General features: G+C 52.4%; 15 protein-coding genes, 3 tRNA genes and 3 rRNA genes. 12 read left to right on the forward strand and 9 right to left on the reverse strand.

Annotation, left to right across the window (positions count from 1 at the left end; translation table 11 throughout):
- The first annotated feature begins 31 nt into the window (after positions 1-31).
- On the forward strand, positions 32-730 hold the full coding sequence (gene nlpE / locus L2Y28_RS04115; protein WP_006810026.1) for an envelope stress response activation lipoprotein NlpE: 699 nt from the start codon (positions 32-34) through the stop codon (positions 728-730).
- 46 nt (positions 731-776) lie between these two features.
- Here nlpE and proS read toward each other — a convergent pair whose 3' ends face one another.
- The 6 genes from proS to metN all read right to left on the reverse strand — a co-directional run bounded on the left by proS (position 777) and on the right by metN (position 6,356).
- Positions 777-2,495, reverse strand: coding sequence for a proline--tRNA ligase (proS, locus tag L2Y28_RS04120; RefSeq protein ID WP_022647120.1), 1,719 nt, complete (start codon positions 2,493-2,495; stop codon positions 777-779).
- Between the two features lie 112 nt (positions 2,496-2,607).
- Positions 2,608-3,315, reverse strand: coding sequence for a tRNA (N6-threonylcarbamoyladenosine(37)-N6)-methyltransferase TrmO (gene tsaA, locus L2Y28_RS04125; RefSeq protein WP_022647121.1), 708 nt, complete (start codon positions 3,313-3,315; stop codon positions 2,608-2,610).
- Positions 3,312-3,716, reverse strand: coding sequence for an Rcs stress response system protein RcsF (rcsF, locus tag L2Y28_RS04130; protein WP_003856133.1), 405 nt, complete (start codon positions 3,714-3,716; stop codon positions 3,312-3,314). Before rcsF ends, tsaA begins: the two co-directional genes overlap by 4 nt.
- A gap of 106 nt (positions 3,717-3,822) precedes the next feature.
- Entirely contained in the window at positions 3,823-4,638 is an 816-nt protein-coding gene (metQ, locus tag L2Y28_RS04135; protein WP_006810023.1) for a methionine ABC transporter substrate-binding lipoprotein MetQ, read from the reverse strand.
- A gap of 40 nt (positions 4,639-4,678) precedes the next feature.
- Positions 4,679-5,332 (reverse strand): methionine ABC transporter permease MetI, encoded by a 654-nt coding sequence (locus L2Y28_RS04140; protein ID WP_003856130.1) that lies wholly within the window; start codon positions 5,330-5,332, stop codon positions 4,679-4,681.
- The gene (gene metN / locus L2Y28_RS04145) at positions 5,325-6,356 is read right to left on the reverse strand and encodes a methionine ABC transporter ATP-binding protein MetN (protein ID WP_006810022.1); all 1,032 of its coding nucleotides are present in this window, start codon (positions 6,354-6,356) and stop codon (positions 5,325-5,327) included. The genes L2Y28_RS04140 and metN overlap by 8 nt, the downstream gene beginning before the upstream one ends.
- Positions 6,357-6,544: 188 nt before the next feature.
- Between metN and gmhB the strand changes: the two genes are divergently transcribed.
- The 8 genes from gmhB (at position 6,545) to dkgB (ending at position 13,709) form a co-directional block, all read left to right on the forward strand.
- A complete protein-coding gene (gene gmhB / locus L2Y28_RS04150; protein ID WP_022647122.1) occupies positions 6,545-7,111 on the forward strand; it encodes a D-glycero-beta-D-manno-heptose 1,7-bisphosphate 7-phosphatase in 567 nt (188 codons plus the stop codon).
- Between the two features lie 371 nt (positions 7,112-7,482).
- A 16S ribosomal RNA gene (locus tag L2Y28_RS04155) occupies positions 7,483-9,024 on the forward strand.
- Positions 9,025-9,094: 70 nt separating this feature from the next.
- Positions 9,095-9,171 (forward strand) — tRNA-Ile (locus tag L2Y28_RS04160).
- Positions 9,172-9,276: 105 nt separating this feature from the next.
- Positions 9,277-9,352 (forward strand) — tRNA-Ala (locus L2Y28_RS04165).
- A 170-nt stretch (positions 9,353-9,522) separates the two neighbouring features.
- A 23S ribosomal RNA gene (locus L2Y28_RS04170) occupies positions 9,523-12,428 on the forward strand.
- A gap of 69 nt (positions 12,429-12,497) precedes the next feature.
- Positions 12,498-12,613 (forward strand): 5S ribosomal RNA (rrf, locus tag L2Y28_RS04175).
- The 16S, 23S and 5S rRNA genes sit together here with 3 tRNA genes alongside, the layout of an rRNA operon.
- Positions 12,614-12,668: 55 nt before the next feature.
- A tRNA-Asp gene (locus tag L2Y28_RS04180) sits at positions 12,669-12,745 on the forward strand.
- A 160-nt stretch (positions 12,746-12,905) separates the two neighbouring features.
- On the forward strand, positions 12,906-13,709 hold the full coding sequence (gene dkgB / locus L2Y28_RS04185; protein ID WP_022647123.1) for a 2,5-didehydrogluconate reductase DkgB: 804 nt from the start codon (positions 12,906-12,908) through the stop codon (positions 13,707-13,709).
- A gap of 30 nt (positions 13,710-13,739) precedes the next feature.
- Here the strand turns inward: dkgB and yafC are convergent, their stop codons facing one another.
- Complete coding sequence (gene yafC / locus L2Y28_RS04190; protein ID WP_022647124.1) at positions 13,740-14,645, reverse strand: DNA-binding transcriptional regulator YafC; 906 nt, start codon at positions 14,643-14,645, stop codon at positions 13,740-13,742.
- Between the two features lie 104 nt (positions 14,646-14,749).
- Here yafC and L2Y28_RS04195 point away from each other — a divergent pair, with 104 nt between their 5' ends.
- From L2Y28_RS04195 to L2Y28_RS04205, 3 genes are all read left to right on the forward strand, one after another.
- Positions 14,750-15,925: an MFS transporter gene (locus tag L2Y28_RS04195; RefSeq protein WP_022647125.1), complete on the forward strand. Its 1,176-nt coding sequence runs from the start codon at positions 14,750-14,752 to the stop codon at positions 15,923-15,925.
- Positions 15,926-16,062: 137 nt separating this feature from the next.
- Positions 16,063-16,863: an endonuclease/exonuclease/phosphatase family protein gene (locus L2Y28_RS04200; protein WP_032621812.1), complete on the forward strand. Its 801-nt coding sequence runs from the start codon at positions 16,063-16,065 to the stop codon at positions 16,861-16,863.
- Positions 16,864-16,940: 77 nt separating this feature from the next.
- Positions 16,941-17,714: a class I SAM-dependent methyltransferase gene (locus L2Y28_RS04205; protein ID WP_022647127.1), complete on the forward strand. Its 774-nt coding sequence runs from the start codon at positions 16,941-16,943 to the stop codon at positions 17,712-17,714.
- Between the two features lie 52 nt (positions 17,715-17,766).
- Here the strand turns inward: L2Y28_RS04205 and mltD are convergent, their stop codons facing one another.
- Positions 17,767-19,131: a murein transglycosylase D gene (gene mltD / locus L2Y28_RS04210; RefSeq protein ID WP_022647128.1), complete on the reverse strand. Its 1,365-nt coding sequence runs from the start codon at positions 19,129-19,131 to the stop codon at positions 17,767-17,769.
- Between the two features lie 68 nt (positions 19,132-19,199).
- The gene (gloB, locus tag L2Y28_RS04215; protein WP_022647129.1) at positions 19,200-19,958 is read right to left on the reverse strand and encodes a hydroxyacylglutathione hydrolase; all 759 of its coding nucleotides are present in this window, start codon (positions 19,956-19,958) and stop codon (positions 19,200-19,202) included.
- Positions 19,959-19,985: the final 27 nt, after the last annotated feature.

Here is a 19,985-nt window from a genome sequence, read left to right on the forward strand (position 1 = left end):
AAGGGACACACTTTTTCATAAGGAATGTATTGTGAAAAAAGCATTATTATCAGCGCTGGCCGTGACAAGCCTGTTCGCGCTTTTTGGCTGTAACAACCGTTCAGAAACACAGGTACTACAGCCAACGCAAAACGAAGAATTGAAGCCGATGCAGCAGAGCTGGCGCGGCGTATTGCCATGTGCAGATTGTGAAGGCATCGAAACCTCTCTGTTCCTGCAAAAAGATGGCACCTGGGTGATGAACCAGCGCTATCAGGGGGCGAAAGAGCCGTCTTCTTTTGCAACATACGGAACATGGGCGCGTACGGCTGAAAAGCTGGTATTGACTGATACCACGGGCGATAAAACGTATTTCCGCGCCAAAGGCGAGGGGATGGAGATGCTCGATCGCGAAGGCAATCCGATTGAATCTCAGTTCAACTACACACTGGCCCCGGTAAAAGCGACCCTGCCTGCAACTCCAATGGCGATGCGAGGGATGTATTTCTACATGGCGGATGCGGCAATCTTCACTGACTGTGCAACCGGGAAGAAAGTCAGCGTGGCGAACAATGCCCAGCTGGAGCGTGACTATGCCGTCGCGCGCGGTAACGACAGCAAACCAGTGTTGCTGACGGTTGAAGGGCATTTTACGCTGGAGCCAAACCCCGATAGCGGTGAGCTGGTGAAAACGCTGGTGGCAGATAAAGACGCGAAGTTTGCTGCGGGTAAAGACTGCGAAAGCAAATAAGTTATAGCGATTAAAAAACCCCGCACTGGCGGGGTTTTTTTGTTTCTTAGCCTTTGATGGTTTTCACCAGGTAATCAAGAATGTCGCCCGTCTTGATCATCTGTTTTTCGCCGTTGCGACGGTACTTGTATTCAATCTCGTCGCTGTCGAGGTTACGGTCGCCGATGACGATGGTGTGTGGAATACCGATCAGTTCCATATCAGCAAACATCACGCCAGGACGCTCTTTACGGTCATCCATCAGCACGTCGATACCTTTCGCGCTCAGCTCAGCGTAGAGTTTCTCTGCCAGCTCCTGCACGCGGTAAGACTTGTGCATGTTCAATGGCAGGATCGCCACCTGGAACGGCGCGATGTTATCCGGCCAGACGATTCCGCGTTCGTCATAGTTCTGCTCGATAGCGGCCGCAACAACGCGCGTTACCCCAATGCCGTAGCAGCCCATGGTCAGAACCTGGTTACGACCATCTTCGCCCTGAACGGCAGCGTTCATTGCGCGCGAGTACTTATCTCCCAACTGGAAGATGTGGCCTACTTCGATACCGCGTTTGATCATCAGGGTACCCTTGCCGTCCGGGCTTGGATCGCCTGCGACCACGTTACGGATGTCAGCCACTTCCGGCGTCGCCACGTCACGATCCCAGTTGATGCCGAAGTAGTGTTTACCGTCGATGTTTGCGCCCGCAGCGAAGTCGCTCATTGCCGCAACGGTGCGGTCAATCACTACAGGAACAGGCATATTCACCGGACCCAGAGAACCTGGACCTGCGTTCACCACGGCGCGGATTTCGGCTTCCGTCGCGAAGGTCAGCGGGCTGGCAACCTGCGGCAGCTTCTCGGCTTTCACTTCGTTCAGCTCGTGATCGCCACGGACCAGCAGGGCTACCAGCGGGTAAGCGCTGCCTTCAGCCGATTTCACCAGCAGGGTTTTCACGGTTTTTTCGATCGGCAGATTAAACTGTTCAACCAGCTCGGCGATGGTTTTCGCGTTTGGCGTATCAACCAGCGTCATCTCTTGCGTTGCCGCGCCGCGTGGTTCTTTTGGTGCCAGCGCTTCTGCGAACTCAATGTTGGCGGCGTAATCAGAGGAGTCAGAGAAAATTACATCGTCTTCGCCGCTCTGCGCCAGAACCTGGAATTCATGAGAGGCGCTACCGCCGATTGAACCGGTATCAGCCTGTACAGCACGGAAATCCAGCCCCATGCGGGAGAAGATTTTGCTGTAGGCCACGTACATTTTGTCGTAGGTCTCTTGCAGTGATTCCTGAGAAGTATGGAAAGAGTAGGCATCTTTCATCAGGAATTCGCGAGAGCGCATCACGCCAAAGCGTGGGCGCACTTCGTCACGGAACTTGGTCTGGATCTGGAAGAAGTTCAGCGGCAGCTGTTTGTAAGAGCTCAGCTCGTTACGGATCAGATCGGTGATCACTTCTTCATGCGTTGGGCCGAGAACGAATGGACGATCGCCACGATCGGCAATACGCAGCAGTTCAGGACCGTACTGCTCCCAGCGACCGCTCTCCTGCCACAGTTCAGAAGGCTGAACGACCGGCATTAACACCTCGATAGCACCGGCGTTGTTCATCTCTTCACGCACGATGTTTTCGACTTTTTTCAGGACGCGCACGCCGGTCGGCAGCCAGGTGTATAACCCGGAGGCCAGCTTGCGGATCATCCCGGCGCGCAGCATCAGCTGGTGGCTGATCACCTCGGCGTCGGCAGGTGTCTCCTTCAGAGTGGAGAGCAGATATTGGCTAGTACGCATGTTGTTACGGTTCCATTTCGACGATTGGAACAGGCTGAAACACCAGCCTGACACAAAAAAAGTGGTTTAGTTTACCAGTGTGGCAAAGATGCCAAAAGAGAGGAGAACAAAATTACCTGGGTTCCAGGGCAAACACTTCAAAACCTGCATCAGTTACGCGCCAGCGCACGTTAAAGTCCAGCAGCCAGACGGCGTACGTTTTTCCTGCGTCTTCCTCTTTGCGGTAGGCGGGACGAGGGTCCTGCGCCAGGACTTCGACGATAAAGTCACGCAGACGAGGATAGCGCTTTTCCAGCTGGCTGATTTGCGTCGTTATTTCAGATGTGAAGTAAACCGGCATCACTGCCTGTGGGGCGTCCTGAGCATAGCTTGCACGGGCATCCGGCAGCGCTTCGGCGAAGGGCAGGTAAGGTTTAATATCGATGACCGGCGTGCCATCAACCAGGTCAAGGCTACCTAACTCCAGGATCACCCGATCTTTCTGACAGCGTATCCCTTTCAGTTCGACCAGCGACATCCCGACTGGATTCGGTCGGAACGTTGAGCGGGTGGCAAAAACTCCCATTCTGGCATTTCCGCCCAGACGAGGAGGACGCACGGTAGGACGCCAGCCGCCTTCCATGGTCTGGTGAAACACAAACACCACCCATAAATGGCTGAATGCCTCAAGCCCGCGCACTGCATCGGCCTGATTATACGGCGCGACAAGATGCAGCTCGCCGCCGCCGTTAAGGACCAGTCCCGGCTGACGCGGCACGGCGAACTTTTCTTTATAAGGGGAGCGGATAACGCCTATCGGCTCGAACTGAAATGAACTCATTTCGCCGTGATGTTAAGCGCAGAACCGATACATACCGCCTGACGGTAGCAGCCCGGCGTACCACTGGTGACCTCGCAACTGTGCAGCAGCACCGCGTTGGCTTTCATTTTCGACGCGTTGATTTGCATACGCTTGCGGGCTGTTGGGATATTTGGAGGGGAGTCCTGATTCGTTGCCTGGCAGGATTCGCCGCTCACTTCGCCCAGTTCACGGAATGGCTTACCGACCAGCTCGTCGGCTTTAGTAATAATACGTACCGGCGCAGCGCGAGGCGCTTTCGGTTTTGCTGGCTCCGCTTTTGGCGGGGTTGCAGTGCTTTGAACGGGTTCAACAGGAGATCTGCTTAGCATAGAACAGCCGCTCAGCATCAGTGCTAAAAGACAGATCGGTAAAGCACGCATAATAGTTCCTCAGTGGATAATCAAAACGTCAGATATTGAAGCAGTTGACCGCACAAATGACAAGACGGGCAAATGCCCGTCTTGATGATATTACACTGAGGTGAGATTACCAGCCTTTAACCGCGCCGCCGTTAAACACCTTATTGGCTTCCTGGTAAACTTCTTCAGACTGATATGCCTGCAGGAATTTCTTCACGTTTTCCGCGTCCTTGTTGTCTTCGCGAGTCACGATCAGGTTGACGTACGGGGAATCTTTGTCTTCAACGAAGATGCCATCTTTCGCAGGGGTCAAACCGATCTGGCTGGCGTAAGTGGTGTTGATAACGGCCAGCGCGATCTGTGCATCGTCCAGAGAACGTGGCAGCTGAGGGGCTTCCAGCTCAACAATTTTCAGATTTTTCGGGTTTTCGGTCACGTCCAGAACGGTCGGCAACAGGCCAACACCTTCTTTCAGTTTAATCAGGCCCACTTTCTGGAGCAGAAGCAGCGAACGGCCAAGGTTGGTTGGGTCGTTAGGGACGGCAACCTGTGAACCCGGCTGGAGTTCATCCAGAGATTTAATTTTCTTGGAATAACCGGCAATCGGGTAAACGAAGGTGTTACCGACAGCAACCAGCTTGTAGCCGCGATCTTTGATCTGTTGATCCAGGTACGGTTTATGCTGGAAGGCGTTAGCATCAATGTCGCCTTTGCTCAGCGCTTCGTTCGGCAGAACGTAATCGTTGAAGGTCACCAGCTCAACGTCCAGGCCATATTTTTCTTTCGCGATTTTCTGCGCGGCCTCAGCAACCTGCTGCTCTGCACCGACGATAACGCCTACTTTGATGTGGTTCGGATCTTTTTCGTCCTGACCGCAACCCACCAGTGCCAGCGAACCAATCAGTGCGCCTACTGCTGCAAAGGTCTTAAATTTAAACGCCATGTTATATCCTTAACTCGTCGAGTTTGTGTTGTTTGTAACGTTATTTATGCGTAACAGCCCGGACGATACGATCGCCAGAGAATTGGATTAAGTAAACCAGCACAACCAGCAATACCAGAACGGTATTCATTACGGTAGCGTTATAGCCAATATAGCCGTACTGATATCCAATCTGCCCTAAACCGCCAGCACCCACGGCGCCGCCCATCGCGGAATAACCGACCAGGGTGATAAGCGTGATGGTTGCTGCATTCACCAGCCCAGGCAGCGCCTCAGGCAGCAGAACTTTGCGAACGATCTGCATTGGCGTCGCACCCATAGCGCGGGAAGCTTCAATCAGGCCTGTTGGGATTTCCAGCAGGGCGTTTTCCACCATACGGGCGATAAACGGCGCGGCGCCTACGGTTAGCGGGACAATTGCCGCCTGCAAACCAATCGACGTCCCGACAATAACGCGTGTAAACGGAATCATCCACACCAGCAGGATAATAAACGGTATAGAACGGAAAATGTTCACCAGCGCAGAGAGCGTGCGATACAGCTTCGCGTTTTCAATAATTTGACCCGGGCGCGTGACGTACAGCAGTACGCCGACCGGCAGCCCAATCACAAAACCAAAAAAGCCCGATACGAAGGTCATTGCCAGCGTTTCCCAAACGCCGCGAACCAGTAGCCACATCATCGGCTCAGACATAACCCAGCACCTCTACTTTTACGTGATGTTCTTGCAGCCAGGCAATTGCCGCCTGGGTTTCTTCCTGTGTGCCGTGCATTTCCGTCAGCATAATGCCGAACTTCACGCCACCGGCGTAGTCCATCTGCGCGCTAATAATGTTGTTATTCACGTTAAAGCGACGCGCGGTTTCGGACAGCAGCGGTGCGTCAACGGACTGGCCCGTGAACTCCATGCGCAGCATCGGGACGCTGTCAGGCGTTGCGTCTGTTTTTAAACGTTCCAGATAATCTTCCGGAATATCCAGATGCAGTGTGGACTGAATGAACTGCTGAGCCAGAGGCGTTTTCGGGTGCGAGAAGACTTCGCTGACCGTGTCCTGCTCAATCAGCTCACCGTTGCTGATGACGGCGACGCAGTCACAGATACGCTTCACCACGTCCATTTCGTGCGTAATAAGGAGGATAGTCAGGCCCAGACGACGGTTAATGTCTTTCAGCAGTTCCAGGATAGAACGCGTGGTGGCCGGATCTAACGCGCTGGTGGCTTCATCACACAGCAGCACTTTTGGGTTGCTTGCCAGCGCGCGAGCGATTGCTACACGCTGCTTTTGCCCGCCGGAAAGGTTGGCCGGGTAGCTGTCATGCTTATCACCCAGGCCAACCAGATCCAGCAGTTCGGTGACGCGTCGGGTAACCTCTTCTTTTGGTGTGTTATCCAGCTCCAGCGGCAACGCCACGTTTCCAAAAACCGTGCGTGAGGCCAGCAGGTTAAAGTGCTGGAAAATCATGCCAATCTGGCGACGCGCTTTGGTGAGTTCTTTTTCTGAGAGAGCGGTAAGCTCCTGGCCGCCAACTTCTACGCTGCCCTGGGTCGGGCGCTCAAGCAGGTTAACACACCGGATCAGCGTACTTTTACCCGCACCCGATGCGCCAATGACGCCATAAATCTGACCAGCAGGCACATGCAGACTGACGTTGTTCAGCGCCTGAATGGTTCGGTTCCCCTGCTGGAACACTTTGGTGATATTGGAAAGTTTAATCATTAGATTATTTTTATCGTATGTAAGTTAGCCGTGGCATTTTCTTCTGCCAGATACGGGGAATGACCGTAAACAAAATGGATGTTAAGGCATCCAGACGTCTAAATCAATCCACCTCTGTGCGATGAGCACTTTATTGCGCTGCGATTCATGAGATACTAGCTGAACAAGCCTTTTTCAGGAGCAAACCGGTGGCAAAATCTGTACCCGCAATTTTTCTCGATCGTGACGGCACAATTAATGTGGATCACGGTTACGTCCATGAGATTGATGAGTTCGAATTTATTGAGGGCGTAATAGATGCCATGCGCCAGCTGAAAGAGATGGGCTATGCGCTGGTGGTGGTAACTAATCAGTCCGGTATCGCCCGGGGTAAATTCACCGAAGCGCAGTTCGAGACGCTGACGGAATGGATGGACTGGTCTCTGGCCGATCGTGGCGTCGATCTTGATGGCATCTATTATTGTCCGCATCATCCACAGGGAACAGTAGAAGCGTATCGTCAGACATGTGATTGCCGTAAGCCACACCCGGGCATGTTTATCTCTGCACAGGAATTCCTGCACATTGATATGGCCGCGTCTTTTATGGTGGGCGATAAACTGGAGGATATGCAGGCGGCGGCGGCGGCAGGTGTGGGAACCAAAGTATTAGTGCGGACCGGTAAACCAGTCACCCCAGAAGCAGAAAATGCAGCTGACTGGGTGATAACTAGTCTGGCAGATCTGCCAAAAGAGATTAAAAAGCACCAAAAATAGACGTTTTGGTGAAAAGGTGAGCGGTTGAAATAAAAATGCATTTTTCCGCTTGTCATTCCTCGGCGGCTCCCTATAATGCGCCTCCATCGACACGGCGGATGTGAATCACTTCACAGACAACCCGGTCGGTTGAAGAGAAAAAATCCTGAAATAACGGGTTGACTCTGAAAGAGGAAAGCGTAATATACGCCACCTCGCGACAGAGCGCTGAAGCGCGTCGCAACTGCTCTTTAACAATTTATCAGACAATCTGTGTGGGCACTCAAAGTGACATGGATTCTTAATGTCCTCGGACACTAAATGAATACCAAGTCTCAACGAGTGAACACGTAATTCATTACGAAGTTTAATTCATTGAGCATCAAACTTTTAAATTGAAGAGTTTGATCATGGCTCAGATTGAACGCTGGCGGCAGGCCTAACACATGCAAGTCGAACGGTAACAGGAAGCAGCTTGCTGCTTTGCTGACGAGTGGCGGACGGGTGAGTAATGTCTGGGAAACTGCCTGATGGAGGGGGATAACTACTGGAAACGGTAGCTAATACCGCATAACGTCGCAAGACCAAAGAGGGGGACCTTCGGGCCTCTTGCCATCGGATGTGCCCAGATGGGATTAGCTAGTAGGTGGGGTAACGGCTCACCTAGGCGACGATCCCTAGCTGGTCTGAGAGGATGACCAGCCACACTGGAACTGAGACACGGTCCAGACTCCTACGGGAGGCAGCAGTGGGGAATATTGCACAATGGGCGCAAGCCTGATGCAGCCATGCCGCGTGTATGAAGAAGGCCTTCGGGTTGTAAAGTACTTTCAGCGGGGAGGAAGGCGACAGGGTTAATAACCCTGTCGATTGACGTTACCCGCAGAAGAAGCACCGGCTAACTCCGTGCCAGCAGCCGCGGTAATACGGAGGGTGCAAGCGTTAATCGGAATTACTGGGCGTAAAGCGCACGCAGGCGGTCTGTCAAGTCGGATGTGAAATCCCCGGGCTCAACCTGGGAACTGCATTCGAAACTGGCAGGCTAGAGTCTTGTAGAGGGGGGTAGAATTCCAGGTGTAGCGGTGAAATGCGTAGAGATCTGGAGGAATACCGGTGGCGAAGGCGGCCCCCTGGACAAAGACTGACGCTCAGGTGCGAAAGCGTGGGGAGCAAACAGGATTAGATACCCTGGTAGTCCACGCCGTAAACGATGTCGACTTGGAGGTTGTGCCCTTGAGGCGTGGCTTCCGGAGCTAACGCGTTAAGTCGACCGCCTGGGGAGTACGGCCGCAAGGTTAAAACTCAAATGAATTGACGGGGGCCCGCACAAGCGGTGGAGCATGTGGTTTAATTCGATGCAACGCGAAGAACCTTACCTACTCTTGACATCCAGAGAACTTTCCAGAGATGGATTGGTGCCTTCGGGAACTCTGAGACAGGTGCTGCATGGCTGTCGTCAGCTCGTGTTGTGAAATGTTGGGTTAAGTCCCGCAACGAGCGCAACCCTTATCCTTTGTTGCCAGCGGTTAGGCCGGGAACTCAAAGGAGACTGCCAGTGATAAACTGGAGGAAGGTGGGGATGACGTCAAGTCATCATGGCCCTTACGAGTAGGGCTACACACGTGCTACAATGGCGCATACAAAGAGAAGCGACCTCGCGAGAGCAAGCGGACCTCATAAAGTGCGTCGTAGTCCGGATTGGAGTCTGCAACTCGACTCCATGAAGTCGGAATCGCTAGTAATCGTGGATCAGAATGCCACGGTGAATACGTTCCCGGGCCTTGTACACACCGCCCGTCACACCATGGGAGTGGGTTGCAAAAGAAGTAGGTAGCTTAACCTTCGGGAGGGCGCTTACCACTTTGTGATTCATGACTGGGGTGAAGTCGTAACAAGGTAACCGTAGGGGAACCTGCGGTTGGATCACCTCCTTACCTTAAAGAACCTGCCTTTGCAGTGCTCACACAGATTGTCTGATGAAAAACAGCAGTAAAAAATCTCTGCAGGCTTGTAGCTCAGGTGGTTAGAGCGCACCCCTGATAAGGGTGAGGTCGGTGGTTCAAGTCCACTCAGGCCTACCAAATTTTTGCTGATGCTGCGTTGCGGCGACACTCACATACCTGAGTATGCTTTGTGTCACCACGCCTTGCCTCAACAAAAATTACCGGTAGAGAGATAACTACGATGGGGCTATAGCTCAGCTGGGAGAGCGCCTGCCTTGCACGCAGGAGGTCTGCGGTTCGATCCCGCATAGCTCCACCATCCTTTACTGCGAACACAAGAAAACTTCAGAGTGAACCTGAAAAAGTGCACTGCGAAGTTTTGCTCTTTAAAAATCTGGATCAAGCTGAAAATTGAAACGACACACAGCTCATGTGTGTTCGAGTCTCTCAAATTTTCGCAATCAGAAGTGAAACATCTTCGGGTTGTGAGGTTAAGCGACTAAGCGTACACGGTGGATGCCCTGGCAGTCAGAGGCGATGAAGGACGTGCTAATCTGCGAAAAGCGCCGGCGAGGTGATATGAACCTTTGACCCGGCGATGTCCGAATGGGGAAACCCAGTGCAATCCGTTGCACTATCGTTAACTGAATACATAGGTTAACGAGGCGAACCGGGGGAACTGAAACATCTAAGTACCCCGAGGAAAAGAAATCAACCGAGATTCCCCCAGTAGCGGCGAGCGAACGGGGAGCAGCCCGGAGTCTGAATCAGCTTGTGTGTTAGTGGAACGGTCTGGAAAGTCCGACGGTACAGGGTGATAGTCCCGTACACGAAAGCACACTTGCTGTGAACTCGAAGAGTAGGGCGGGACACGTGGTATCCTGTCTGAATATGGGGGGACCATCCTCCAAGGCTAAATACTCCTGACTGACCGATAGTGAACCAGTACCGTGAGGGAAAGGCGAAAAGAACCCCGGCGAGGGGAGTGAAAAAGAACCTGAAACCGTGTACGTACAAGCAGTGGGAGCCTCTTTATGGGGTGACTGCGTACCTTTTGTATAATGGGTCAGCGACTTATATTCTGTAGCAAGGTTAACCGTATAGGGGAGCCGAAGGGAAACCGAGTCTTAACTGGGCGTTAAGTTGCAGGGTATAGACCCGAAACCCGGTGATCTAGCCATGGGCAGGTTGAAGGTTGGGTAACACTAACTGGAGGACCGAACCGACTAATGTTGAAAAATTAGCGGATGACCTGTGGCTGGGGGTGAAAGGCCAATCAAACCGGGAGATAGCTGGTTCTCCCCGAAAGCTATTTAGGTAGCGCCTCGTGAACTCATCTTCGGGGGTAGAGCACTGTTTCGGCTAGGGGGCCATCCCGGCTTACCAACCCGATGCAAACTACGAATACCGAAGAATGTTATCACGGGAGACACACGGCGGGTGCTAACGTCCGTCGTGAAGAGGGAAACAACCCAGACCGCCAGCTAAGGTCCCAAAGTCATGGTTAAGTGGGAAACGATGTGGGAAGGCACAGACAGCCAGGATGTTGGCTTAGAAGCAGCCATCATTTAAAGAAAGCGTAATAGCTCACTGGTCGAGTCGGCCTGCGCGGAAGATGTAACGGGGCTAAACCATGCACCGAAGCTGCGGCAGCGACGCTTAGGCGTTGTTGGGTAGGGGAGCGTTCTGTAAGCCGTTGAAGGTGTGCTGTGAGGCATGCTGGAGGTATCAGAAGTGCGAATGCTGACATAAGTAACGATAAAGCGGGTGAAAAGCCCGCTCGCCGGAAGACCAAGGGTTCCTGTCCAACGTTAATCGGGGCAGGGTGAGTCGACCCCTAAGGCGAGGCCGAAAGGCGTAGTCGATGGGAAACAGGTTAATATTCCTGTACTTGGTGTTACTGCGAAGGGGGGACGGAGAAGGCTATGTCAGCCGGGCGACGGTTGTCCCGGTTTAAGCATGTAGGCGGAGGTTCCAGGTAAATCCGGTACCTTATTAACGCTGAGGTGTGATGACGAGGCACTACGGTGCTGAAGTGATAAATGCCCTGCTTCCAGGAAAAGCCTCTAAGCATCAGGTAACACGAAATCGTACCCCAAACCGACACAGGTGGTCAGGTAGAGAATACCAAGGCGCTTGAGAGAACTCGGGTGAAGGAACTAGGCAAAATGGTGCCGTAACTTCGGGAGAAGGCACGCTGATATGTAGGTGAAGTCCCTGCGGACGGAGCTGAAATCAGTCGAAGATACCAGCTGGCTGCAACTGTTTATTAAAAACACAGCACTGTGCAAACACGAAAGTGGACGTATACGGTGTGACGCCTGCCCGGTGCCGGAAGGTTAATTGATGGGGTTAGCGGCAACGCGAAGCTCTTGATCGAAGCCCCGGTAAACGGCGGCCGTAACTATAACGGTCCTAAGGTAGCGAAATTCCTTGTCGGGTAAGTTCCGACCTGCACGAATGGCGTAATGATGGCCAGGCTGTCTCCACCCGAGACTCAGTGAAATTGAACTCGCTGTGAAGATGCAGTGTACCCGCGGCAAGACGGAAAGACCCCGTGAACCTTTACTATAGCTTGACACTGAACACTGGTCCTTGATGTGTAGGATAGGTGGGAGGCTTTGAAGCGTGGACGCCAGTCTGCGTGGAGCCAACCTTGAAATACCACCCTTTAATGGCTGGTGTTCTAACGTAGACCCGTAATCCGGGTTGCGGACAGTGTCTGGTGGGTAGTTTGACTGGGGCGGTCTCCTCCCAAAGAGTAACGGAGGAGCACGAAGGTTGGCTAATCCTGGTCGGACATCAGGAGGTTAGTGCAATGGCATAAGCCAGCTTGACTGCGAGCGTGACGGCGCGAGCAGGTGCGAAAGCAGGTCATAGTGATCCGGTGGTTCTGAATGGAAGGGCCATCGCTCAACGGATAAAAGGTACTCCGGGGATAACAGGCTGATACCGCCCAAGAGTTCATATCGACGGCGGTGTTTGGCACCTCGATGTCGGCTCATCACATCCTGGGGCTGAAGTAGGTCCCAAGGGTATGGCTGTTCGCCATTTAAAGTGGTACGCGAGCTGGGTTTAGAACGTCGTGAGACAGTTCGGTCCCTATCTGCCGTGGGCGCTGGAGAATTGAGGGGGGCTGCTCCTAGTACGAGAGGACCGGAGTGGACGCATCACTGGTGTTCGGGTTGTCATGCCAATGGCACTGCCCGGTAGCTAAATGCGGAAGAGATAAGTGCTGAAAGCATCTAAGCACGAAACTTGCCCCGAGATGAGTTCTCCCTGAGACTTTAAGTCTCCTGAAGGAACGTTGAAGACGACGACGTTGATAGGTCGGGTGTGTAAGCGCAGCGATGCGTTGAGCTAACCGATACTAATGAACCGTGAGGCTTAACCTTACAACGCCGAAGCTGTTTCGGCGAAGAGACAGACACGATTTTCAGCCTGATACAGATTAACAGAATTTGCCTGGCGGCTTTAGCGCGGTGGTCCCACCTGACCCCATGCCGAACTCAGAAGTGAAACGCCGTAGCGCCGATGGTAGTGTGGGGTCTCCCCATGTGAGAGTAGGGAACTGCCAGGCATCAAATTAAGTAGTAAGCCGGTGCATTAATCCGGTGGTTACAGAAGTATTCGGTGGAGCGGTAGTTCAGTCGGTTAGAATACCTGCCTGTCACGCAGGGGGTCGCGGGTTCGAGTCCCGTCCGTTCCGCCACTTATTAAAAGCCCTGAGCTAACGCTCAGGGCTTTTTTCTTTTCTGTCGTTTAACTATTGCGAAATTAGCAAAAATCCTCTGCGTTTTACGATCTTTTTCGACATAACAACCACAGCGATAATCCTCCTCAGTTTACGAACATAACGATTGAGGAATGATATGACTATCCCTGCACTGGGTCTGGGCACTTTTCGCCTGAAGGACGACGTTGTTATCGCATCTGTTAAAACCGCACTCGAATTGGGCTATCGCGCTATTGATACGGCGCAGATTTATGACAACGAAGCTGCCGTAGGTCAGGCTATCGAGGAGAGCGGCGTACCGCGCCATGAGCTTTTCATCACCACCAAAATCTGGATTGAGAACCTCAGCAAAGACAAGCTGATCCCAAGCCTGAAGGAAAGTCTGAAAAAGCTGCGTACTGATTATGTTGATCTGACGCTGATCCACTGGCCATCACCTGGCGATGCCTTCTCCGTAGAAGAGTTCATGCAGGCGCTGCTGGAAGCAAAAGAGCAGGGCTTGACGCGTGAAATTGGTATCTCGAATTTCACTATCCCGTTGATGGAAAAAGCCATTGCCGCAGTGGGTAAAGAGAATATTGCTACTAACCAGATTGAACTCTCTCCTTACCTGCAAAACCGCAAAGTTGTGGACTGGGCGAAACAGCAAGGCATTCACATCACCTCGTACATGACGCTGGCATATGGTAAGGCCCTGAAAGATGAAGTGATTGCGCGCATCGCTGAAAAACACAATGCAACAGCTGCACAGGTGATCCTGGCATGGGCGATAGGTGAAGGATATGCCGTGATCCCGTCTTCAACCAAACGTGAAAACCTGGCAAGTAACCTGTTAGCGTGGGATCTCCAGCTCGATGATGAAGACAAAAAAGCGATCGCTGCACTGGAATGCAACGATCGTCTGGTCAGCCCCGAAGGGTTAGCACCTAACTGGGATTAATAACAACCCTCCCTCTGTGCCTTTAAACCCTCATACAGCTCCTCCGGGAGCTGTTTTTATATGTTCGCTAAGGAAGTCGATAAAAGCGCGTATGCGCGTACTTACTGCTCTGTCACTGTAATACACCGCGCTAAAAGGCATCTCTACAGGTAAGCGTTTGTCAGCCATTAGCTCAACTAGCTGGCCCGCAGCTATTTCCTTATCAATCATATAGTCTGATAAACAGGCGATCCCGTTTCCTTCAAGACATAGCTGTTTCAGCGTTTCCCCGCTATTAGACGAAAGTCCGCAGGTGATCTCATGAAGTTGTCCGTCATGACAGGCCACGGGCCAGGTGTTCAGCGAGACAGGTTCCGTAAAGCCCAGGCACAGGTGCTGCTTCAGCTCCTCAACGGTCTCAGGTTTGCCATGCTCTGCAATATATTGCGGTGACGCGATAATTTTGCGGTAGCTGGTGAACAGAGGGCGAGCGCGTAAACTTGAATCCGTCAGGGTTCCCGCGCGGATCGCCACATCAACTTTACGCTCAATCAGGTTAATAAACGTCTCAGAAGAGACCAGAGACAGGGTCATCTCCGGGTAGCGTTCGCGGAAGGGTTTAATCAACGGCATCAGGAAATGCAGCACGACCGGCGTCGCCGCATCTATGCGCAGCAGCCCACGCGGCGTGCTGCGTGATTCCATGATTTCCGTTTCTGCTGCCGCCATCTCCTGCAAAACGGACTGCACGCGTCGAAAATAACGTTCACCTTCTTCCGTCAGGCTGAGCTGCCGCGTTGTTCTGTTGAGCAGACTCACCCCGAGCTTCATCTCCAGCTTTTTCACCGAGCGGCTGATGGCGGAGTTCGCCTGTCCGAGCTGTTCGGCAGCACGGCTGAAGCTGCCGCTTTCAACAACGGCAACGAAGACAGTCAGTTCTTCCGATGTGGCTTTCATTATTGCATCACCTGCAAAATTCTATTGAGATTCTAACCATTTTTGTTATTTAAACACTGGCGCATACTGCCTGTCATCTTAATCCTGAAGAGACGGAGTATTTTATGCCACTGGCGCTTCTTGCCCTGACGATCAGTGCCTTCGCAATTGGCACGACCGAATTTGTTATTGTAGGACTTGTTCCTACCATTGCTGAACAACTCGCTATCTCGCTGCCTTCTGCCGGGCTGCTGGTATCTATTTACGCGTTAGGCGTCGCTGTTGGGGCGCCTGTGCTGACCGCACTGACTGGACGCTTTCCACGTAAACAACTGTTAGTTGCCCTGATGGTGCTCTTCACCGCTGGCAATATTCTGGCGTGGCAGTCACCGGATTACTCCACGCTGGTCATTGCCCGCCTGCTGACAGGCCTCGCGCACGGTGTCTTCTTCTCCATCGGTTCCACGATTGCAACCAGCCTGGTGCCAAAAGAGAAAGCGGCGTCAGCCATTGCGATTATGTTTGGTGGCTTAACCGTCGCGCTGGTCACCGGCGTGCCGTTAGGAACGTTTATCGGACAACATTTTGGCTGGCGTGAAACCTTCCTCGCGGTATCGCTGTTGGGCGTGATTGCTCTGGTAGCCAGCCTGCTGCTGGTGCCCTCCAGTATTCCGGGACGCGCGAGCGCCAGCCTGAGCGATCAGGTTAAGGTTCTGACACACCCGCGCCTGCTGCTGATCTATGCCGTTACGGCCCTGGGTTATGGAGGTGTGTTCACTGCGTTCACCTTCCTTGCACCGATGATGCAGGAACTGGCTGGTTTTTCTCCGGGCGCGGTGAGCTGGATTTTACTGGGCTACGGTATCTCCGTCGCAATCGGCAATATCTGGGGCGGCAAGCTTGCGGATAAGCATGGTGCGGTACCGGCGCTGAAATTCATCTTCGCCGCCCTGGTTGCCCTGCTGATGATTTTCCAGTTCACCGCATCGATGCAATACGCCGCGCTGGTAACGGTGTTGGTTATGGGGATATTCGCTTTTGGTAACGTGCCGGGATTGCAGGTATATGTTGTGCAGAAAGCCGAACGTTATACGCCTAATGCGGTGGATGTCGCATCTGGGCTGAATATCGCCGCATTTAATATCGGTATCGCACTCGGTTCGGTTATCGGTGGGCAGGTGGTTGAACATGTTGGATTAACCCAAACGCCATGGATTGGTGCGGTAATTGTGCTTATCGCTTTCCTCCTTATTGGTCTCAGTGGACGGCTTGATAAACCCGCTCGCGTTGCACTTGGATAAGTATCAGTAAGTGCTTGCTTACAAAACTGGAAAGCGGTTTCTCAGTAATTGCGTTGAAAGTGTGACCTAAAATCCCTATAACATTAGAACCAGTCCGTTTTCCGGGCTGGTTAATGTTACAGAGGCCGTTTCCAAAAGTGCGAAAAAATACCTATGCCATGCGTTATGTTGCCGGAATGCCTGCGGAGAGGATCTTGCCTCCGGGGTCGTTTGCGAGCCTTAGCCAGGCATTACCAGCGGGCACTCCATTAAGCAGTGACGAGAAAATTCGCGTACTGGTGTGGAACATCTTTAAGCAACAGCGTGCGGAGTGGTTATCCGTACTTCAAAATTTTGGTAAAGATGCGCATCTGGTTCTGTTACAGGAGGCGCAAACCACGCCTGAACTGGTCAGGTTTGCAACGACGAACTATCTTGCAGCCGATCAGGTGCCTGCCTTTGTTCTGCCACAGCATCCTTCCGGGGTGATGACCCTTTCAGCCGCACATCCGGTCTATTGCTGCCCGCTGCGTGAACGTGAGCCGATCCTGCGTCTGGCAAAATCAGCGCTGGTCACGGTCTATCCGTTGCCCGACACCCGTCTGCTGATGGTGGTAAACATTCATGCGGTAAACTTCAGCCTGGGTGTTGATGTGTACAGTAAGCAGTTACTTCCCATCGGCGATCAGATTGCTCATCACAGTGGGCCGATCATTATGGCCGGGGACTTCAATGCCTGGAGCCGTCCGCGTATGAACGCGTTGTACCGCTTCGCGCGTGAAATGTCGCTGCGTGAAGTTCGTTTTAACGATGACCAGCGCAAGAAAGCGTTTGGTCGTCCTCTCGATTTTGTCTTCTATCGGGGTTTAAGCGTGCACGACGCCTCCGTTCTGGTGACGCGCGCCTCCGATCATAATCCTCTACTAGTCGAATTCAGTCCCGGCAAACCTGATAAATAATGGTGCGTCAGGTCTGCCGTGGGGCAGGCCTGTGCGGGTGCTGCCCTTTATTTTTTAAACCATAAAAGGACAGCAACATGACAACAACACACTCCCATCATGACAACGTCGAAAAACAGTTTGGTTCTCAGGCAAGTGCCTACCTGAGCAGTGCCGTACATGCCTCTGGCCGCGATCTGGTACGTCTCGGCGAACGGCTCGCCGCATTTCCTGACGCGCACGTGCTGGACTTAGGCTGCGGGGCGGGGCACGCCAGTTTTACCGCCGCACAGCAGGTTGCTCAGGTGACGGCGTATGACTTATCGAGCCAGATGCTGGATGTGGTTGCTGAAGCGGCGAAAGCGAAAGGGCTGAATAACGTCACGACGCGCCAGGGCTACGCTGAATCTTTACCCTTTGAGGATGCATCCTTTGAGGCTGTGATTAGCCGTTACTCTGCACACCACTGGCATGATGTGGGGCAGGCATTACGGGAAGTGAAACGCGTGCTCAAACCGGGCGGAATATTCATCATCATGGACGTGATGTCTCCCGGGCATCCGGTACGGAATATCTGGCTCCAGACGGTTGAAGCGCTGCGTGATACCTCGCACGTGCAAAACTACTCCAGTGGAGAGTGGCTTACGTTTATCACCGAAGCTGGCTTGATTTCACGCTCATTGATAACCGACCGTTTGCCGCTGGAGTTCACGTCATGGATTGCACGGATGCGCACACCGGAGGCATTAACTCAGGCGATCCGATTGTATCAGGAGAGTGCCTCTGCTGACGTCAAGGCGTACTTTGAACTGCATGACGATGGTTCGTTTACCAGCGACACCATTATGGCTGAAGCGCAAAAAGCGGGATAAACAAAAAAGGCACCGAGGGGAATCGGTGCCTTTTTAATAAGCGATCGTACTATCAGGAATCTGGCGTAGCGCTGTTTTTCACAAACAACGTCAGCTGGTCGCCAGGTTGCAGGTTGTCAGTATCGTTGTTCCAGCGCATCACATCTTTGATGTTTACGCCGTGACGCTTAGCAATACTGGACAGCGAGTCGCCTTTACGTACGCGATAGGTAATGCTATCGCTGTTTTTAGCGAGACGCTGTGCGCTGCTACCTGCACCTACGGTCAGCGTTTGACCCACTTTCAGACCGGATCCGCGCAGATTATTCCACTGCTGGAGATCTTTCGTATTCACGCCAAGACGTGATGCAATACCTGAAAGCGTATCACCTGAACGCACCTTATAGCTGCGGCTGCTTACAGGCGACGTATCAGCAATCAGCGTAGACTGAACGGCTGCAATTTCACCCGAAGCTAAAGACTCACGTAACTGCTCCGCGTGTTTCTGCGGAACCATCACATAGCGCGGGCCGCTTGCACCCAGCGTGGAGCCTTTAACACCTGCATTAAAGGTTTTAAGCTTACTTACCGACATACCCGTCATATCAGCAACCTGTTGAATATCAACAGGGCTGCTGAGGCGGACACGCGCCAGTGCACGACTTTCGTCTGGTGTTGGCAGTTGTACACCGTAACGTTTGCTGTTCTTGAGAATGTCACTCAATGCCAGCATTTTCGGTACGTAAATCTTTGTTTCCTGTGGCAGTGAGAGCGACCAGAAGTCTGTGGATTTTCCACGCGCTTTATTCGCTTTCATTGCCTTCAGTACACGACCTTCACCACTGTTATACGCCGCGACAGTCAATAACCAGTCGCCGTCAAACATCTTGTTCAGACGTTGCATCATGTCGAGAGCGGCTGTCGTTGAAGCGACAACATCACGACGCGCATCGTAGTTGCGGGTCTGCTTTAAACCATAATTTCGCCCTGTGCTCGGAATGATCTGCCAGATGCCTGCTGCATTGGCGCCAGACGTCGCGTGCGGGTCAAAAGCGCTCTCCACTATGGGTAGTAGTACCAGTTCCATAGGCATGTTACGTTTCTTAACTTGCCCTGCTATCCAGTACATATACGGCTCTGCCCGTAATGTTACATCGTGGAGATAGCTCTTATTTCTCAAATACTTCTGTTTCTGTTCGCGAATCCGGCTGTTTTCCGGAATTCCCATCTTTAGCTCGTCGCCAATAGAGGCCCACAAGTCTTGTTCCTGCGCGAAGGATGTCCCATCGTCCAACCATCGCGCCTGACTCGTAAACTTCCCTGCTTCCCCTTGACCAGCCGCAGAAAGGCTCTGTGCGTGCTGTTGTACGTTGCTGCCGTTTTGTGACTGGCAACCTACAAGCAGGACAGAGGCGAGTAATATCGCTTTTGCCTTCATGTGTGTGTCAATAGTTGCTTAAAAGACGAGCGATGATAACGGCGAAATTTTGAAAAGGCAACCCGCAATTATCTGAAGTTATCTTTCTTTGACCTTAACCATGCAAATCGCGCTTCAGGTTGTAACAAATTTGTTTCTTGATTAATTTTATTAATTAAATCAACGTCATTCGTTCTTAAAAATAAATTTATTTGTCGCTCATTTTTCAGAATTACGGGGAGTGTTTTTTGGTTTTTTGCACGTAACTCCTTCACTTTCTGGTAATAATCCTGAATCGCCCGATCCTCTGGTAGTACGCTTGCAGCAAACTTCATATTCCCTAATGTATACTCATGTGCGCAACAAATTACGGTGTCGGCTGGCAGCGCATTAATTTTTTGTAAAGATTGATACATCTGTTCTGGCGTGCCTTCAAACAGCCTTCCACAGCCGCCGGAAAACAGCGTGTCGCCACAAAAAAGATAAGGTTTGCTGTAGAAACAGAGATGACCGGAAGTGTGACCTGGCGTAGCAAATACGGAAAACTCGCACCCGAGGATGAGGATACTTTCGCCTTCTTCGACAACTTGCGTCGTACCCTTATCCTGTGTCTCTGCTGGTCCGTAGACGGGAATATGGGGATAGCGCGCAAGGAGATCGGGAACACCGCCGACATGATCGTGATGGTGATGGGTAAGGAGGATCGCTTCAGGCTGCCAGTCGTTTTCTTCTATCGCGTGCAGGATCGGTACGGATTCGCCGGGATCAACAATGATGCATCTGCGATCGTCGTCGACTAAAACCCAGATGTAATTGTCCTGAAAGGCGGAAATACTGATAAGATTCATGCATTACCTCTTATAGCGTGGCGGGTG

This window comes from Enterobacter sp. JH25 (genome assembly GCF_021725435.1).
Classification (GTDB): Bacteria; Pseudomonadota; Gammaproteobacteria; order Enterobacterales; family Enterobacteriaceae; genus Enterobacter; species Enterobacter intestinihominis.